16 protein-coding genes and 1 tRNA gene are annotated in these 18058 nt (G+C 61.2%); 9 read left to right on the forward strand and 8 right to left on the reverse strand.

Features of this window, described 5'->3' with window-relative positions:
- Window positions 1-12 precede the first annotated feature (12 nt).
- Both CTEST_RS13060 and CTEST_RS05900 read right to left on the reverse strand, forming a co-directional pair.
- The gene (locus CTEST_RS13060) at window positions 13-1176 is read right to left on the reverse strand and encodes an ATP-grasp domain-containing protein (protein WP_052844312.1); all 1164 of its coding nucleotides are present in this window, start codon (window positions 1174-1176) and stop codon (window positions 13-15) included.
- Complete coding sequence (locus CTEST_RS05900; RefSeq protein WP_047252964.1) at window positions 1173-2057, reverse strand: MFS transporter; 885 nt, start codon at window positions 2055-2057, stop codon at window positions 1173-1175. The genes CTEST_RS13060 and CTEST_RS05900 overlap by 4 nt, the downstream gene beginning before the upstream one ends.
- A gap of 72 nt (window positions 2058-2129) precedes the next feature.
- On the opposite strand from CTEST_RS05900, the gene CTEST_RS05910 reads away from it, so the two are divergent.
- A protein-coding gene (locus CTEST_RS05910) for an IS3 family transposase (protein ID WP_407919233.1) occupies window positions 2130-3322 on the forward strand; the annotation gives its coding sequence in 2 pieces (ribosomal slippage) (window positions 2130-2414 and window positions 2417-3322; 1191 coding nt in all).
- Here CTEST_RS05910 and CTEST_RS05915 read toward each other — a convergent pair.
- The 3 genes from CTEST_RS05915 to CTEST_RS05925 all read right to left on the reverse strand — a co-directional run bounded on the left by CTEST_RS05915 (window position 3323) and on the right by CTEST_RS05925 (window position 5172).
- The gene (locus tag CTEST_RS05915) at window positions 3323-3652 is read right to left on the reverse strand and encodes an MFS transporter (protein ID WP_047252965.1); all 330 of its coding nucleotides are present in this window, start codon (window positions 3650-3652) and stop codon (window positions 3323-3325) included.
- Window positions 3649-4776, reverse strand: coding sequence for an ATP-grasp domain-containing protein (locus CTEST_RS05920; RefSeq protein WP_144413233.1), 1128 nt, complete (start codon window positions 4774-4776; stop codon window positions 3649-3651). The genes CTEST_RS05915 and CTEST_RS05920 overlap by 4 nt, the downstream gene beginning before the upstream one ends.
- Before the next feature lie 319 nt (window positions 4777-5095).
- A tRNA-Leu gene (locus CTEST_RS05925) sits at window positions 5096-5172 on the reverse strand.
- Window positions 5173-5351: 179 nt separating this feature from the next.
- Here CTEST_RS05925 and polA point away from each other — a divergent pair.
- Window positions 5352-7955 carry a DNA polymerase I gene (gene polA / locus CTEST_RS05930; RefSeq protein WP_236686164.1) on the forward strand — a complete coding sequence of 868 codons (2604 nt, stop codon included), beginning with the start codon at window positions 5352-5354 and terminating at the stop codon, window positions 7953-7955.
- Here the strand turns inward: polA and CTEST_RS05935 are convergent.
- The 3 genes from CTEST_RS05935 to CTEST_RS05945 are packed head-to-tail and all read right to left on the reverse strand — an operon-like array spanning window position 7930 to window position 9754.
- The gene (locus tag CTEST_RS05935; RefSeq protein WP_047252967.1) at window positions 7930-8589 is read right to left on the reverse strand and encodes an HAD-IA family hydrolase; all 660 of its coding nucleotides are present in this window, start codon (window positions 8587-8589) and stop codon (window positions 7930-7932) included. The genes polA and CTEST_RS05935 overlap by 26 nt on opposite strands.
- Entirely contained in the window at window positions 8586-9002 is a 417-nt protein-coding gene (locus CTEST_RS05940) for an SRPBCC family protein (protein ID WP_047252968.1), read from the reverse strand. Before CTEST_RS05940 ends, CTEST_RS05935 begins: the two co-directional genes overlap by 4 nt.
- Window positions 8999-9754 (reverse strand): class I SAM-dependent methyltransferase, encoded by a 756-nt coding sequence (locus tag CTEST_RS05945; RefSeq protein ID WP_083985457.1) that lies wholly within the window; start codon window positions 9752-9754, stop codon window positions 8999-9001. The genes CTEST_RS05940 and CTEST_RS05945 overlap by 4 nt, the downstream gene beginning before the upstream one ends.
- 218 nt (window positions 9755-9972) lie before the next feature.
- On the opposite strand from CTEST_RS05945, the gene rpsA reads away from it, so the two are divergent.
- From rpsA to CTEST_RS05980, 7 genes are all read left to right on the forward strand, one after another.
- Window positions 9973-11442, forward strand: coding sequence for a 30S ribosomal protein S1 (gene rpsA, locus CTEST_RS05950; RefSeq protein ID WP_047252970.1), 1470 nt, complete (start codon window positions 9973-9975; stop codon window positions 11440-11442).
- Between the two features lie 335 nt (window positions 11443-11777).
- Window positions 11778-13805 carry a glucose PTS transporter subunit IIA gene (locus CTEST_RS05955; protein WP_047252971.1) on the forward strand — a complete coding sequence of 676 codons (2028 nt, stop codon included), beginning with the start codon at window positions 11778-11780 and terminating at the stop codon, window positions 13803-13805.
- A gap of 17 nt (window positions 13806-13822) precedes the next feature.
- On the forward strand, window positions 13823-14428 hold the full coding sequence (gene coaE, locus CTEST_RS05960) for a dephospho-CoA kinase (protein ID WP_047252972.1): 606 nt from the start codon (window positions 13823-13825) through the stop codon (window positions 14426-14428).
- 7 nt (window positions 14429-14435) lie between these two features.
- Entirely contained in the window at window positions 14436-14936 is a 501-nt protein-coding gene (locus CTEST_RS05965; RefSeq protein ID WP_047252973.1) for an FABP family protein, read from the forward strand.
- A 26-nt stretch (window positions 14937-14962) separates the two neighbouring features.
- Window positions 14963-17059, forward strand: coding sequence for an excinuclease ABC subunit UvrB (gene uvrB, locus CTEST_RS05970; protein ID WP_047254257.1), 2097 nt, complete (start codon window positions 14963-14965; stop codon window positions 17057-17059).
- Window positions 17060-17069: 10 nt separating this feature from the next.
- Complete coding sequence (locus CTEST_RS05975) at window positions 17070-17525, forward strand: universal stress protein (RefSeq protein WP_047252974.1); 456 nt, start codon at window positions 17070-17072, stop codon at window positions 17523-17525.
- A 61-nt stretch (window positions 17526-17586) separates the two neighbouring features.
- Window positions 17587-18030 (forward strand): universal stress protein, encoded by a 444-nt coding sequence (locus tag CTEST_RS05980; protein WP_047252975.1) that lies wholly within the window; start codon window positions 17587-17589, stop codon window positions 18028-18030.
- Window positions 18031-18058 lie beyond the last annotated feature (28 nt).

Consider the following 18058-nt stretch of genomic DNA (forward strand, 5'->3'; position numbering starts at 1 on the left):
CTGATCCGAGCACTAGGAGATCAGGTCGTGGCGGTGCAGGGAATCGATCGACTCATCGATCCTGCTGCCGGACACGATCACATAAGCATGCCTGTCCGCAGAGCAATTGATATCCCCACGGGTTCCGTCTTCCTTCAAAATTCCCGCCTCCTCCACACCAGCATGCTCGCGGACCTGGCGAAGCCATTGCTCATCTCCGTGCGGCCAGGAGCGCAAGTCCGGGAAAAGGACAGCCGCCTGGCCACCAGACTCGTGCAACGACGGAAGTTCCTGGTGCACGTAGGAGCCGAAGAGCACCTCGAAAATGGAAGCACCGACGCTCCACGCCATCAGATCAGCAATCCGATCCCCGCCGACCCGGCCATGAGCCTCAATCAGCCGAGGTTGACCGTCCTCCAGGATGAACTCGATATGAGACGGCCCGAAACGATACCCAGCATGATCAAGAACCTCCCGGGCCGCAGCACAAAGACGTTCACGAGCCTGCGAGTCGATCTGCGCCGGTTGGCGGTGACCAGTCTCCACCAGACCACTGGCCCCACCCGTTGACTTCTCCGTTACCACCAACGGCCGGTACTGCCCATCCCATGACATGCCCTCCACGGAAAACTCCGGGCCAACAAACCTTTGCTCAACCACATACGAGCCAGGCTCCAATCGGAGTGCCTCCAACTCACCTTCCGAGGCGATGCTGTGGACTCCGCGACTGCCCGACCCGGAATGAGGCTTCACGACGATCCCATTGGAGACCTGAGCAAACAATGGTCGAAGGTCCGCGGCAGGGTCGTCTCCCAGGGTCATGGTCCAGTGCAACCCATTCAGGCCCGAGCCAGCCGGTAACACATTCCTGAGCCGGTGCTTATCCCGCATAACCTCCAAACTGGAAAACGAGGCGTACTTCCCACCAGTTAGGCCCAATGCACTATTCACCAGGGCAGCGACCTGAGAAGAATCGTCACCAAGACCGACGCACAACGCATCTTCACCCTGGTCAATGAGCGGTTCGAGTGCCCTTGCTACCTCCAGCGGATCGAGAGGATCAGCGACTTCGATGGACTGGTGGGCGTGCTGGCGTGCTGCCACGGTGTCAGCATCAGAAACGACCACGGCGTTAGCACCGACCGACACGGCGGCGTCAAGAACGGACTGTCGAGGACTGAGCACATAGAAGATCATGCGAGCGCCTTTCCGCGCAAGAGGATGAGGGAACAGACAAAACCAAGGACTGTCATGGGTAAGACAAGCCAGATCACTGCCCCTGGTGAGCCGAACTGCTCGATGAGAATGCCACCCACGCTGGCACCAACTAGCGATGAAACACCACCAATCATCGCTGTCGTCCCATACGCACGAGTAAGCCCAGCACCGTCCGTGCGGAGCCTGGCAGTTACTTCGTCCAGCGTCGGGCTGATGAGAAGCTCCGCGACGCTAAACAACGTTGCGAATACGATCACGGCCGCAGGCCCAGCAGGCAAGGGCAGGACGAGGAACGCCGCAGTGAAAAGCAAGAATCCTCCGGCGAGGATGAAAGGAGAGCGCACACCTTTCAGCAGGCTGACCAACAGCGGGTACTGCAACGCCAGAATGAGGATGGCGTTTCCGGTGTAGACCCAGGTCGAGCCCAAAGGCGTGCCGAAGCCGCTTTCCGCGTAGACGGGGACGACCAGCGGCCACTGCGAATAGATCCCCCAGTACGCCAGGGTGCAGCCAAGGAGAACAAGGAAAGGCTTATCGACGCCGCGTCCCTCCCGCGCCCCGGAGGTACCCTCCGGCACTGCACGGGTCTGTTCCTCCGGGGCCTTAAACGTCACAAAATATAGGCCTATGCCCAGCAGGACATAGGAGATAATGACCGAGAAGACGATCGCCGAAAATGAGGCGGTGACATACACAATTCCGCCAATCGACGGGCCCACCAATGCGCCGATGTTGACCGCGATGGAGCGCATCGTAATTGTCCGTCGATCAGAAGACGTCCGCATGAGCTCAGTCTTGAGTGCTAACGCGGTGGCATTGCTGCCGATACTCGCAACGGCCGCACCGATTGCGTAGAGCAAGGTGGGTCTGCTGCACGATCAGGTGACAACCGAGCAGCCTAATCAGATGGTTGGGCTGGAAGGATGTACACCGTGACCAAGCCCTATCCCAAAGAGTTCCGCGATGACGTTGTCCGTGTCGCACGGAATCGTGAGCCCGGTGTCGAGCTCTCCCAGATCGCCAAGGACTTCGGGGTCCACTTCACTACCCTGTACTCGTGGCTGAAGAAGGCTGACCTCGAGGACGGTGAAGTGTTGGGCTCGACTCAGGTTCAGTCGGCTGAACTGCGCGACGCCAAGAAGAGGATCCGTCTCTTGGAGCAGGAGAACGAGGTCCTCCGCCGTGCCGCGGCGTATCTCTCGCAGGCCAATCTGCCGGGAAAATGATGTACCCGCTCGTTCGTGAGTTGGCCGTGGACGGTGTCCCCGTCACGGTGACGTGTCGGGTGCTCAATCTTGCTCGCCAGCCCTACTACCGGTGGCTGGCGGACCCGATCACCGATGCAGAGCTGAATGAGGCTTACCGTGCCAATGCCCTGTTCGACGCCCACCGGGATGATCCCGAGTTCGGCTACCGCTATTTGGTGGATGAGGCCCGCGATCTCGGTCAACCGATGGCAGCGCGCACTGCGTGGCGGATCTGCTCAGACAACCGCTGGTGGTCGGTGTTCGGGAAGAAACGCGGCAAGAACGGTAAGAAGCCCGGTCCACCGGTCCACGATGACCTCTGCGCCGTCACCGATGAGGAGGGCAGAACCCGGCACGAGTTCAAGGCCGATGGCGCGAACGAATTGTGGATCGGCGATATCACCGAGCACTGGACCAATGAGGGCAAGCTCTACCTCTGTGCGTTCAAGGATGTCTACTCCAACCGGATCGTGGGGTACTCGATCGATTCGCGGATGAAGTCCCGCCTAGCCGTGGCTGCCCTCAACAACGCGGTCGCCCGCCGCGGCGACGTGGCCGGCTGCGTGGTCCACACCGACCGCGGGTCTCAGTTCCGTAGCCGGAAATTCGTGCGCGCTCTGGGCATTCACGACATGACCGGATCCATGGGCCGCGTCGGTGCGTGCGGGGACAACGCAGCCATGGAGAGCTTCTTCGCACTCCTGCAGAAGAACGTCCTCGACCGCCGCGCATGGGCCAGCCGAGAAGAGCTCCGGATCGCCATCGTTACCTGGATCGAGAGGACCTACCACCGACGCCGCAGACAGGACCGCCTAGGCCGCTTGACCCCGATCGAGTTCGAGACAATCATGACCACACCAGCCGATCAGGCTGCGTGACTAACCACTGTCACCTGATCGTGCAGCAGACCCGGTGGTGCCATCGAATGCGAACACCAGCAGGCCGACACTGCGCAAAGCGAGACCACCCACGGCGAGAGTGCGCGATCCCAGGCGGGCATTGACCCTGCCAATGAGCCCAGACAAAATCCGGCCCGTGCCGGACAACAATCCCAGGATAAGGCCGGTGGCGCCGGCGCCGATCCCTCGATCGAGCAGTTCGAGGGTGATCAGCGGGTAGAACATGAACGTCGTGATGCCGCTGACAACAATCGCTATCAGCAACAGCCTCGTGGACGATGTGGAATGGTCGGAATTCTGGTTGGTCACTGGATCTCCACTGTGATCACTTGTGACGCCGCGATAGCCCGGTCCTGCGCTAATGCCGGACTATTGGCCGTGGCGTAGACGTTGCCAATCCGCGCCCTAAACGAGGAGATATCGGGGACCTCATCTCCCGGGGATTTCGCGGGCACCCAGCCCGGAGCGCCCGGATAATTCTTCAGATCTGGAAGCCCGTCGATGCTGGTGAGGCGTCCGGTTGCGCTGGCGTAGAGGCTGACGTGACTGTGGCCTCCGATGATCTCCCGTCGTTCGGGGAGCTCAGGTTGACGGTTGAGGGCGTCGTCGATAATCAATGCGTAGGGGTCGTAGTTTGTACACGCCTCGATTGCCGGGGTGATGAGTGCGCCCGGCATCCGGGCATTGATCTCGACTAACTCGAATCCGGCTGCAGTTTCGATGAACTCGAGATGGGCGAACCCGACACGGTAATCCAGCGTGGATAAAATCTCCCGGGCCCACTGTTCGACCGATGCTTCCCATGGGGTGCCGTGCTCATGAGGGAAGGTTTTGACCTTCTCGAGGAAGAGCGGCGGTGGCGTGAGGATACGGTTGGTCACTCCGAAAAAGACCGTCGTAGTGCCATTTGACCACAGCTCAGCCGAGTAGTGCGGGCCGCGATAGTAAGGCTCGATGACGTAGGACGATGCATCGTCAACGGAGCCGAGGGCGCTAGCTAGCTCGTCTTCGTTGTGCACAAGGGTCACTCCTGTGGAGCCCGTTCCACCGCGTGGTTTGATGATCCGCGGGAAGGAATCGACGGCGACCTCGCCAAGTGTGCGCCTGACCCATTGCTTATCGCGCAGGTCCCTCAACTGGGCGGCCGAGTGCCTGCGCGGGAGATCAAACTCTTCTCGTAGTTCAGCGGCAATCACGCCCCAGGTGTCTGTTGGGCTGAAGATGCCACCGAGCTCGTCGCGGATTCCGTCGACGTAGCTGCGAATAGCCGCGTGATCACGGGTGGGAAAAATGACGACCTCGACGCCGTCTAGGTCGGAGTACAGGGATGGGTCTTCGGCGAGAAGCCTCAATTGATACCCGAGCTCATCAGCGCGCTCAGCTAGCTTGCTCGCGCCAATGGTCATGGCTTCCACAGCGAGAAGGATCTTCAAGGCTGTCCACACCGCCTCTACGGTCTATTCTCAATCGCTTATCGATCCAGGCTTTCTGTACAGGTTACCGACTAGGTGGTCGCCCGGTGTGAAGAAATTGCGCGATCAGGAAGTCGCGATCAACATAAATTCTCTAGAATGCGAAACCCGTATCTCCGCGACCTGCGGAAACGATAGGTAGCACTATTCATTTTAGAGAATTTTGGCACCCTGCCTAACGCCCCGCACTATCAGAGGGTGGGTTGACCAACGAAAAACTGAGGGCCTCCCGCCGAAACCGGCGGGAGGCCCTCAGTATGACCATGTTTAAACACATAAATGGTGCCCTCGGTGGGACTCGAACCCACACTGAACGGGTTTTGAATCCGTTGCCTCTGCCAATTGGGCTACGAGGGCCGTGCTCTTGTGCTGCCCGCTTGACGCTGTGACTCGCAGCAGCATCGAACGTACTTGGAGCAGTTTAGTCTAGGGCGGCCGGTGGCGAAAAATCGCCCCTGGGAAGGTGGGGATTGTTAGTCGCTAGAGTGGGTCGGGTGAACGAGAACAATCGCCTTCTGCTCATTGATGGTCACTCCATGGCCTTCCGTGCCTTCTATGCCTTGCCGGCGGAGAATTTTTCCACGACGGGGGGTCAGCACACCAACGCGATCTATGGGTTCTTGTCCATGTTGGCCAATATTTTGGCGGAGGAGAAGCCGGACAAGGTTGCGGTGGCGTTTGATGTGGGGCGGAAGACGTTCCGCACGGATATGTTCCCGGAGTATAAGGCGCAGCGGGAGGCGTCGCCGGAGGAGTTCAAGGGGCAGGTCGGGATCCTGGAGGACGTGCTGGGGACTTTGGGTATCACGACGCTGAGTATGGAAAATTATGAGGCGGATGACATCCTCGCCACGTTGACTACGGCGGCGAAGGGGCTTGATTATGAGACGCTCATCGTCACCGGCGATCGTGATTATCTGCAGCTAGTGGATCCGAAGACGACGGTGTTGTATCCGATGCGCGGGGTGTCCACGATCCATACGTTTACTCCGGAGGCGGTGGAGCAGAAGTACGGGCTGACTCCGGAGCAGTATCCAGATTTCGCGGCGTTGCGGGGGGACCCGTCGGATAACCTGCCGAACATTCCTGGGGTGGGGGAGAAGACGGCGACGAAGTGGATCCAGCAGTACGGGACGTTGGACAATCTGCTGGAGCACGCCGATGAGATTAAGGGTAAGGCGGGGGAGAATTTCCGGGAGCGGATTGAGCAGGTGAAGCTCAATAGGCAGCTCACGCACATGCTGACGGATATGGAGCTGCCGGTCACCCCGGATCAGTTGGAGTTTCGGCCGGTGGATGTTGCGGCGGTGGCTGAGCAGTTTGATGCTCTGCAGTTTGGTACGAATCTCCGCGAGCGGGTGCTGGCGGTCGTCCGCACGGAGGGTTCCCAAATCCAGGAGTCGGTGGAGCTTGCCGACGTCGTCATCGACGACGCCGAGCTCGCCGACTGGTTGGCGGAGCGCGGCGGGCAGGGCTTGGCGTTGTTTGCGGTGGGGACGCCTAACCCGGGGCAGGGTGATGTGTCGGGTTTCGCGATCGTCGATAAGCAACGGCACGCGGTGAGTGTGGAGGCTGTCGACCTGTCTCCTCGCGATGAGAAGGCGTTGGCGGAGTGGTTGGCTTCGGATGATCCGAAGTATCTGCACGAGTCGAAGGCGGCGTTTCATATGTTTGCTGGCCGCGGCATGGTGCTCAATGGGGTGACGCAGGATACGGCGATCGCGGCGTATTTGCTGCGGCCCGGGCAGCGGACCTATGACCTCAAGGATGTTTATCAGCGGCATTTGCAGCGTCAGCTCGCGGAGCCGGATGGGCAGTTGTCCCTGATGGGGGATACCTCGCTGGTGGATTCTGCTGTCGCCGTGTTGGAGTTGAGTGAGAAGCTCACTGAGCAGCTCAAGGAGATCAACGCGTTCGAGTTGTATTTCGATATGGAGCTTCCCCTGGCCCGCATCCTCGCCGAGATGGAGGCCGTGGGTATCGCGGTTGATGTGGAGATTTTGGAGGATCAGCTGGGCTCGTTCATCGACATGGTGGCGGAGGAGGAGACCGCGGCTCGGGAATTGGCCGGGGATCCGACCTTGAATCTTTCGAGCCCGAAGCAGCTGCAAGTGGTGCTGTTTGAGAAGTTTGGCCTGCCCAAGACCAAGAAGACCAAGACGGGTTACTCCACCGCGGCGAAGGAGATTGAAGGCCTGGCGGAGAAGCATCCGCACCCGTTCCTCGATCACCTGCTCGCGCACCGTGAGTATCAGAAGATGAAGACCACGCTCGAAGGGCTGATCAAGACGGTTCAGCCGGATGGGCGGATTCGCACGACCTTCAACCAGACCGTGGCCTCGACGGGTCGGCTGAGCTCGACTGATCCGAACCTGCAGAACATTCCCGTCCGCACCCCGGCGGGGCGCAAGATTCGTTCGGCGTTCGTGGTGGGCAAGGATTTTGAGACGCTCCTGACCGCGGACTATTCGCAGATTGAGATGCGCGTCATGGCGCACCTGTCGCAGGACCCGGGGCTCATTGAGGCCTATCGCGAGGGCGAGGACCTGCACAACTTCGTCGGTTCCAAGGTCTTCGACGTCCCCATTGATGAGGTCACACCTGAGCTGCGCCGTCGGGTCAAGGCGATGTCCTATGGCCTGGTGTACGGCTTGTCTGCTTTTGGGCTTTCCCAGCAGCTCAATATCCCGGCGGGTGAGGCGAAGGCGATCATGGAGAACTACTTCGAGCGTTTCGGTGGCGTCCAGCGCTACCTCGCCGAGGTGGTGGACAAGGCCCGCAAGGATGGCTATACCTCGACGTTGTTTGGGCGGCGTCGGTACCTGCCGGAGCTGACGTCGGATAACCGCGTGGCCCGGGAGAATGCGGAGCGTGCGGCCCTGAACGCGCCGATTCAGGGGACTGCGGCGGACATCATCAAGGTCGCGATGATCCGGGTCGATCGTTCGCTCCGCGCGGCGGGGGTCACCTCCCGCGTGCTCCTCCAGGTCCACGATGAGCTGGTCGTGGAAATCGCTCCGGGGGAGCTGGAGCAGGTGCGGGAAATCGTCGAGCGGGAAATGGATCAGGCGATCACTCTGCGCGTTCCCCTAGAGGTCTCTGCAGGTCATGGTGCTAATTGGGACGAGGCTGCTCACTAGTTACCACGGTGATGCCGTCGTCGTCGACGATGAACTCTACGTCCGCCAGCGTATCGACGACCGTGTCACCCAACCCCTCCAGCTCCCTCGCCGGGTGCGATGTAGCTACGGCGAGCACGCCGCCTCCGGCGGCGCGGCCAGCCTGCAGGCCCGCCGGGGCATCCTCAACCACGAGGCACCGAGTCGGGTCGACGCCGAGCTGAGCGGCGGCGAACAGGTAGCCCTCCGGGTCTGGCTTGCCGGCAGCGACGTCATCGGCATCGACGAGGACGTGGGGTACCGGCACCTCCGATGCTTCCAATCGGGCGACCATGAGCTCCCGATCACCGGAGGTCACCGCCGCCCAGCGGTCCGTGGGCAACGCGCTGAGGATGTCCCGTACCCCCGGCAGTGCCGTCACCGAATGAAGTTCGGCGAGTTCGATGACCCGCATGTCCGCCATCGCTTGGGCGATGTCTTCCTCCGGGATGAACTCGGCAAGGGTGTCCCGGGTGCGGCGGCCATGGCTGACTGCCAAGATGGCGTCGGCATCAAGGCCTGCGCTGGCGGCCCAACTGTTCCAGACCTTTTCTACCGCCGGGGTGGAGTCGACGAGGGTGCCGTCGATATCAAAAAGGATCGCCTCATACTTCATGCGACGTGCCCGTAGTACTGATACAGCTTGTCCACGTCCGAGGTATCGCCGCTCAGGCGGTCGAGGGTCAGGTGCCAACACACGGCATATTCCACTGCTTCGTCGCCGACCACACCCTCATGCAGCAGCCGGATGCTGCCCTCGCCGCATTTCCACGTCACCGTGGATACCGGCAGGCCCGGGCCACTCCAGGTGTGGACGAGGGTGTGAGGTACATCCTTGGTCAGGACTTCGCCGGTGGCATTGCCGTCATCCCCATAGTGGAAATCAACCGTGCCGTCCGGCGAGACCATGATCGCGTAGACCGCCTCGAAGATCTCCTCCACGGAGCCCGCGAGGGAGCGATCGAAGCGAATGGAATTGTTGACGATGGAGCCAGCACCCTCCGGGGTGATGTCAGGGCTTAGATTCATGGCTCCACGATACCCAGATGGGCGACGAAGATAGCCGTGCCAGGAAAGATCCGGCCCCGCAGTGGCGACCACTGACCCCACGTCTGGTCAAGGTCGTCCGGCCATTCCGGTTCCACAATGTCGTCGAGGTGGAAGCCGGCGGCGTTGAGGGTGCGGACCCAGTCACCCATCGTGCGGTGGTATTCGGCGTAGGTCACCGTGCCGTTGTCGTCGGTTTCTAAGTACTCGCGCTCGAAGTAGGAGATGCCCGCGACGAGGCCGTCTGGCCCCGGATCGTCGGGGAAGATCCACCGCATGGGGTGGTTGACCGAGAACACGAGGCGCCCGCCGGGGCGGAGGACCCGCGCGACGTCGATAAGCACTTGATCAATGTCGGCGACGAAGGGGAAAGCACCAAAGGCGGAGAAGGCGACGTCAAAGGAAGCGTCGCGATAGGGGAGGGCCTGAGCATCAGCCTGGACCAAGGGGACACCTGGCTGCGCGTGGCGAAGCATCTCGCGGGAGAGGTCGAAACCGGTGACAAAGCCGACGCCATCATGTGCCAACCAGGTGGAACACGGTGCGGACCCGCACCCGATTTCTAGGACCTTGAGTGCGCGGACGTCGCCAAGCAGCCGGGCGGAGGATTCCGCGAGCATTTCCGGGGACCAATGAAAACCGTCCAGATACGATGGGTGATCGGCGTGATAGCGGTCAGCATCGCCGTCCCACCACGCGCGGTTGGCCGTGGCGGAAGTGTCTGAAGTGGTCAAGGAAAACCTCCATGTCAGGGCGGTGTTTCGAAGCTTGCCGGGGAAGCACTTTCAGGGTACTGTGTCAAGGGCGTATCGCAGCTCTGAGGCGCGTTAGGTCGAAATGGGAGGGCCTGCACGACCCCAGGGTGTGATCAAAACTCGCCACTAGGTGGGTTTTTGAGAGATTCGTTCCTGTCCACTTTCTATCTCCTATCCAACTCGGAGCAACTGAACACATGCCCAACACCAACACCCCTCAGGTTGCCATCAATGACATTGGCACCGCTGAGGATTTCCTCGCAGCAGTCGACGCCACGATCAAGTACTTCAACGATGGTGACATCGTCGAAGGCACCGTCGTCAAGGTTGACCGCGATGAGGTCCTGCTCGACATCGGATACAAGACCGAGGGCGTTATCCCGTCCCGCGAGCTGTCCATCAAGCACGATGTTGACCCGGACGAGGTCGTCCAGGTCGGCGATCAGATCGACGCACTGGTCCTCACCAAGGAGGACAAGGAGGGCCGTCTGATCCTCTCCAAGAAGCGGGCTCAGTACGAGCGCGCCTGGGGTGCCATCGAGAAGCTGCAGGAGAACGAGGAGCCGGTCACCGGTACCGTCATCGAGGTCGTCAAGGGCGGCCTCATCCTGGACATCGGCCTGCGTGGCTTCCTGCCCGCCTCCCTCGTGGAGATGCGTCGTGTCCGCGACCTGGATCCGTACATCGGCCAGGAGCTTGAGGCCAAGATCATCGAGCTGGACAAGCACCGCAACAACGTGGTCCTATCCCGCCGTGCATGGCTCGAGCAGACCCAGTCTGAGGTCCGCTCTGAGTTCCTGCACCAGCTGCAGAAGGGCCAGGTCCGCAAGGGCGTCGTGTCCTCCATCGTCAACTTCGGTGCCTTCGTCGATCTCGGCGGAGTCGACGGCCTGGTTCACGTCTCCGAGCTGTCCTGGAAGCACATCGATCACCCGTCTGAGGTTGTCACCGTCGGCGATGAGGTCACCGTTGAGGTGCTCGACGTCGATCTCGACCGCGAGCGCGTGTCCCTGTCGCTGAAGGCCACCCAGGAAGATCCGTGGCGCGTGTTCGCACGCACCCACGCTGTCGGCCAGATCGTCCCCGGCAAGGTCACCAAGCTCGTTCCCTTCGGTGCCTTCGTGCGCGTCGAAGAGGGCATCGAGGGCCTCGTCCACATCTCCGAGCTGGCTCAGCGCCACGTGGAGGTCCCGGATCAGGTTGTCACCGTCGGCGAAGAGGCCATGGTCAAGGTCATCGACATCGACCTCGAGCGTCGCCGTATTTCCCTCTCCCTCAAGCAGGCAGATGAGGATTACTCGGAGGAGTTCGACCCGTCCAAGTACGGTATGGCCGACTCTTACGACGAGCAGGGCAACTACATCTTCCCCGAGGGCTTCGATCCCGAGACCAACGAGTGGCTCGAGGGCTTCGAGGAGCAGCGTCAGGCATGGGAGGCTCGCTACGCTGAGTCCGAGCGTCGCTTCCAGCTGCACACCGCTCAGATCGAGCGTTCCCGTGTTGCTGCCGCCGAGGCTGCTGAGCAGTCTGCCACCAACTACTCCTCTGAGACCGAGGATGCTGACGCTCCGGCATCCGAGGACATCGCTCAGGTGGAGACCACCGGTGGTTCCCTCGCTTCCGATGAGCAGCTCGCTGCTCTCCGCGAGAAGCTCGCTGGCAACTAAGCTCAGCTAGCTAGCAGTTCAACCGCCCTTGTGCGCCGGTCCGAGAAATCGGATCGACCGCACGGGGGCGGTTTTTCGCTGTCCGGGGGTGTTGGCCTGCCCACTGGTCATGACAATTTTTGCCTAAGTCTGCCTTGTCCCACACGACACCAAGTATTTGGGACCTGGATGTTCCGTTTATGTGGGGATGAGGGATAGAATGGCGTTGTCATACCGGAAGCTTTGACAGCTTCTCCAAAGCACGGGGGAATTTTCCTCCCAGGGTTTCCGGAACAGTCGAGGTTGTGCCCGTCTTCTTCAGTCGTCGGGCACGGCCCATGAGAAAGGTCCCATACATGGCGTCCAAGACGACATCGACGTCGCAGCACATCCTTAAGGAGGTGGGCGGTGCCGAAAACGTTACCTCGTTGACGCACTGTGCCACTCGGCTGCGCTTCCAACTAGCCGACCAAGATAAGGTCGACGTCGCTGCCCTGGAATCAGATCCCGCCGTCCTCGGTGTGGTTAAGCAAGGCACCACCGGTCTGCAGGTGGTGATGGGCGGTGGCGTGGCTGAGTACTACGGCGACATCACGAAAGAGCCCGGAATGGGTGACTCGGATGAGAAGGCTGCTTCGTCGAAGAAGGAGTACGGCGGCGTTCGGTCCCGCTACTCGTTCATCGACTACGCCTTCGAATTCCTCTCTGATACTTTCCGCCCGATCCTGTGGGCACTGCTCGGCGCTTCGCTGATCATCACCTTGTTGGTCCTCGCCGATACCTTCGGCTTGCAGGACTTCCGCGCGCCGATGGATGAGCAGCCGCCGACGTACGTGTTCATGCATGCCATGTGGCGTTCGGTGTTCTACTTCCTGCCGATCATGGTGGGTGCCACCGCAGCCCGCAAGCTGGGCGCCAACGAATGGGTGGGCGCCGCAATCCCGGCCGCCCTGCTCACCCCGGAGTTCCTCGCCCTCGGCGAGCCCGGCGACGTGGTCCAGGTCTTTGGCCTGCCCATGGTCATCAACAGCTACGCCGGTCAGGTCTTCCCGCCGCTCATCGCCGCTATTGGCCTGTTCTGGGTGGAGAAGGGTCTGAAGAAGATCATTCCTTCGTCGGTCCAGATGGTGTTCGTGCCGTTCTTCTCGCTGCTCATCATGATCCCGGCTACCGCCTTCTTCCTCGGCCCATTCGGCATCTTTATCGGTGAGGGAATCTCGAGCTTCCTCGACGCGGTTAACAACTTCTCGCCGTTCATCCTGGCCATCATCATTCCTTTGCTGTACCCGTTCCTGGTTCCGCTGGGTCTGCACTGGCCGCTCAACGCCATCATGATCCAGAACATCGCCACCCTCGGCTACGACTTCATCCAGGGCCCCATGGGTGCATGGAACTTCGCCTGCTTCGGTGTGGTCACCGGCGTCATGATCGTCTCCCTCCGCGAGGGCAACAAGTCCATGCGCCAGGTCTCCCTTGGTGGCATGATGGCCGGTCTGCTCGGTGGTATTTCGGAGCCCTCCCTCTACGGTGTTCTCCTGCGCTTCAGGAAGTCCTACGCTCGACTGCTGCCGGGTTGTTTCCTGGGCGGCGTCGTCATGGGCATCTTCAACATCAAGGCATACGCCTTCGTCTTCACCTCCCTGCTCACCATCCCGGCCATGGACCCGTGGTGGGGCTACACCATCGGCATCGCCGTGGCGTTCTTCACCTCGATGTTCTTGGTCATCTTCTTCGACTACCGCACCAAGGACGAGAAGGCCGAGGCTTTGGCCAAGATTGCCGCTGAGCGCGAAGCTGCCAATGAGGCAGAAGAAGAGCGTATCGACGCTGCGTCGCTGGACGCCGCAGTCATCGGCGGCGCTGCCGCCGCAGGTGGCACCGCTACCGCGACCGCTGTCAAGCCTGCTCTCATGGCTGGTGCCATCACTGAGCTCGGTGCCCCGCTCGAGGGCCGGGTCATGCCGCTCGCCGAGGTTCCGGATGCTGCTTTCGCTAGCGGTGCCCTGGGCAATGGCGTTGGTATCGAGCCGATCGGCGACACCGTCGTTGCCCCGGCGGACGGCCTCATCCTCACCGTGCAAAAGACCGGCCACGCTGTCGGCCTGCGCCTGGATAGCGGCGTGGAGCTGCTCATCCACATCGGCGTCGACACTGTGCAGATGAATGGCGAAGGCTTCGAGGTTCTCGTGGAGAGGCGCCAGCAGGTCACTGCCGGAACCCCGCTCATCCGCTTCGACACCGCCAAGATCGCGGAGGCTGGTTTCTCTGCCGTCACCCCGGTGCTCGTGGTGAACACGAAGAAGTTCGCGTCGGTCGAGGGTCACCCCGCAGAGCACGTCAACCTGGGTGACAACATCATCACCATCAAGGCCAACGACGAGTAAAAGCTAGACTCGGGTTCATGCTTCGCATTGGACTCACCGGAGGGATCGGCAGCGGTAAAACTACCGTTGCCGATCTTTTGCGTTCCCACGGCCTACCAATCATTGACGCGGACCTCATTGCCCGCGACATCGTCAAGCCTGGGCAGCCCGCCTTGGCGGAGTTGGCGCAGGCCTTTGGCCACGACATCCTCAACGAGGACGGCTCCCTTAACCGCTCACTATTGGCCACCCGCGCCTTCGTGGACTCCGAGCACACCGAGCTGCTCAACTCCATCACTCACCCGCGGATTCAGGCCGAGACGGCGCGTCGTTTTGCCGCGGCAGAGGCGGCGGGGGAGAAGGCGGTGGTCTACGACATGCCACTGTTGGTGGACAACGGGCTGCACGAGGCCATGGACTTAGTCGTGGTCGTGGATGTCGATGCTGAGACGCGCGTGGCCCGCCTGGTGGCCTGGCGTGGGCTCACGGAAGAGGACGCCCGGCGGCGCTTGGACGCGCAAATTTCGGATGAGGTGCGGCTGGCGCCGGCGGACGTGGTTATTGATAACAATGGCAATCTGGAAAGCCTCGACCGGCAGGTCGCTGATCTCATCGAGCGTATTCGTGGCTTGGAAGTGACATGATCAAGTCATGGACTACCACCCACATGTTGCGCCCTTCGCCTTCCTCATCGGAACCTGGCACGGTGAGGGCCACGGACACTATCCGACCATCTCGGACTTTCGCTATATCGAGACCGTGACGTTCACGGCGCTGCCCGGCAAACCCTTCCTGCGCTACGAACAACGCACGCGACATCTCGACACCGGGGCGCCCATGCACACCGAGCTCGGCTTCCTCCGCCCCCAACCGGACGGCAGGATTGAACTCATCCTCGCGCAGCCCACCGGCCAGACCGAACTCCTCCACGGCACAGCCGAGCTTATCGACGACCGCGCCACCCTCACCTTCGATGAATCGACGGTGAGCAACTCCCGCACGTCCAAGCCCGTCGAGTCGACGGCCCGCACCTACATCATCGATGGCGACGTCCTGACCACGACGTTTGATATGGCAGCTGCCGGCCAACCCCGCCAACGCCATCTGGACAGTGTGCTGAGAAAGGCCGAGGGCGACGGCGCGGACGACTAACACCGAACAGGTGTACCATGTGGGCCATGGCGTTTGCAGCTGAACACCCAGTCTTGTCCCACTCAGAGCATCGTCCCGTCGGCGAGATCGAAAGAAGCGACGGGCGCTTCGAAGTCATCTCGGAGTACCAACCCGCGGGCGATCAGCCGGCCGCGATCGCGGACCTGGACGCCCGACTCAACCGCGGAGAGGAAGACATCGTTCTCCTTGGTGCTACCGGTACCGGTAAGTCGGCTACGGCGGCGTGGCTGATTGAAAAGCAGCAGCGGCCCACCCTCGTCATGGCACCAAATAAGACCTTGGCCGCGCAGTTAGCCAATGAGCTCAAGCAGTTGTTACCTAACAACGCAGTCGAGTACTTCGTCTCCTACTACGACTACTACCAACCTGAGGCGTACATCGCGCAGACGGACACCTACATCGAGAAGGACTCCTCGATCAACGATGATGTGGAGCGCCTGCGGCACTCGGCCACGTCCGCGTTGCTCTCCCGCCGCGACGTCGTCGTCGTGTCCTCAGTGTCGAGCATTTACGGCCTGGGCACTCCTCAGTCCTACCTCGACCGCTCGGTGGTGCTCAACGTGGGGGAGGAGGTCGAACGCGATCGCTTCCTGCGTCTGCTCGTGGACATTCAGTACGAACGCAACGACATCGCCTTCCAGCGGGGCACGTTTCGCGCCAAGGGCGACACCGTCGATATCATCCCCGCGTACGAGGAGCTGGCCGTGCGCGTGGAGTTCTTCGGCGACGAAATTGATGCGCTCTACTACATCCACCCGCTCACCGGCGATGTCGTGCGCCAGGTGGAGGACATCCGTATTTTCCCTGCGACGCACTACGTTGCTGGCCCCGAGCGCATGGAGAAAGCGGTCGTGGCAATCAAGGCCGAGTTGGCCGAGCGACTCGCTGACCTGGAAAACAAGGGCAAGCTGCTGGAGGCCCAGCGCCTGCGCATGCGCACGGAATACGACCTTGAGATGATCGAGCAGGTGGGTTTTTGCTCCGGCATTGAGAACTACTCGCGCCACATCGATGGACGTGGCCCAGGTACCGCCCCCGCGACCCTCATCGACTACTTCCCCGAAGACTTCCTCACCATTATCGACGAGTCTCATGTCACCGTTCCGCAGATCGGCGGCATGTTCGAGGGGGACATGTCGCGTAAGCGCAACCTCGTCGAGTTCGGATTCCGCTTGCCCTCGGCTATGGATAACCGGCCGCTGACGTGGGAGGAGTTTGAGGCGCGCGTTGGTCAGACCGTGTACCTCTCGGCCACGCCGGGCAAATACGAGATGGCGGCCGCTGGTGGCGAGTTCGTCGAGCAGGTCATTCGCCCGACCGGTCTCGTGGACCCGAAGGTGACGGTGAAGCCGACCCAAGGCCAGATCGACGACCTCATCCACGAGATTCGAGAGCGCACCAGCAACAACGAACGAGTGTTGGTCACCACCTTGACCAAGAAGATGGCGGAGGACCTCACTGACTACCTCCTAGAGAACGGGATCAAGGTTCGCTACCTGCACTCCGACATCGACACGCTGCAGCGCGTGGAACTCCTGCGACAGCTGCGGCTCGGTGAGTTCGACGTCCTCGTCGGCATCAACCTGCTGCGCGAGGGGCTTGACCTCCCCGAGGTGTCTTTGGTGGCCATCCTCGACGCTGACAAAGAAGGCTTCCTGCGCTCGGCGACGTCATTGATCCAGACGATTGGCCGCGCCGCCCGCAACGTCTCCGGCGAGGTCATCATGTACGCCGACAAGATCACCGACTCCATGGCGCAGGCCATCGACGAGACGGAACGGCGCCGCGAGAAGCAGATCGCCTACAACACCGAGCACGGCATTGACCCCCAGCCGTTGCGGAAAAAGATAGCCGACATCCTAGACCAGGTCTATGAAAACAACCCCGAGGCAGGCGCTCCGTCGGGCGGGGAGGCCGCGATGGTCGAGCGACCCGATACCTCCGACATGCCGATGGAGCAGCTGCAGAAGCTCATCGACGACCTCACTGCCCAAATGGGGGCCGCTGCCCGCGACCTCAAGTTCGAGTTGGCCGGCCGACTCCGCGATGAGATTGCGGACCTGAAAAAGGAACAGCGCGGCATGAAAGACATTGGAATGTAATCTGGAGGGCATGATTACGTACAACAGCATCGCCGTCGGCACCGATGGGTCTGATTCCTCCCTCTTGGCTGTTCGTGCCGCAGCCAGCCTGGCTCGCGTCTATGACGCCACCCTCGTCATTATCGTCGCGTGGCACTCCGCTTCCGGATCCCTGCTCAATTCGCCGCACTCGGATGTCTCGGCCATCCCGATCGTCGGAGAGGACGTCGCGGACGAGTACTTGCGCGACGCACGGGTTGTCGCGGAGGAGGAAGGCGCCACCAAGATCGACCTGCGGAAGCGTGCGGGTGCCCCCGCAGCGGTCCTCGTCCAAGAAGTCGAGGATAATGGGATTGACCTGCTGGTCGTGGGCAACAAGGGTGTCAATACCTTGACCGGCAGGGTGTTTGGCAATATCCCGACTGAGGTCGTCCGTCATTCCTCGGTCAACGTTATGATCGTGAATACCGAAGGCGTCGATTCCTAACGCGTATCGTTGCTAACATAGCTCAATCAATCACCTCCGAGGAAAGGTCCTGACAAGTCCCATGAGTGATAACTACCAAAAGATCGTTGTTGGCACGGACGGCTCGAAGTCTTCCCTGTTGGCCGTCGAGCGCGCTGCCCGAATCGCCGCGGCATTCGACGCCACCCTCATCATTGGCTGCGCCTACTACGAGGATAAGGACGCGGCCTCCAAGACGCTGCGTCAGGATTCGGTGACGATCCTGGGCGACGAGACCGCCCAGGCTAACCTCGCCGCTGGTGAAGAGGCTGCCCGTGCGGTCGGCGCCACCAAGATCGAGAAGGCCATCCGCCCGGGCACCCCGGTCGAGGCCCTCATGGCCATTGTGAACGACAACAAGGCTGATCTGCTCGTCGTCGGTAACCGTGGCATCAACTCCCTCACCGGTCGCCTGCTCGGCTCCGTCCCAGCGGATGTTGCCCGTCAGTCGGACTGTGACGTCATGATCGTCCACACCGTCGCTTAAGACACGTTTGCACAAAGGGGCCCTTGTT

This window comes from Corynebacterium testudinoris, from assembly GCF_001021045.1.
GTDB classification, from domain to species: Bacteria; Actinomycetota; Actinomycetes; order Mycobacteriales; family Mycobacteriaceae; genus Corynebacterium; species Corynebacterium testudinoris.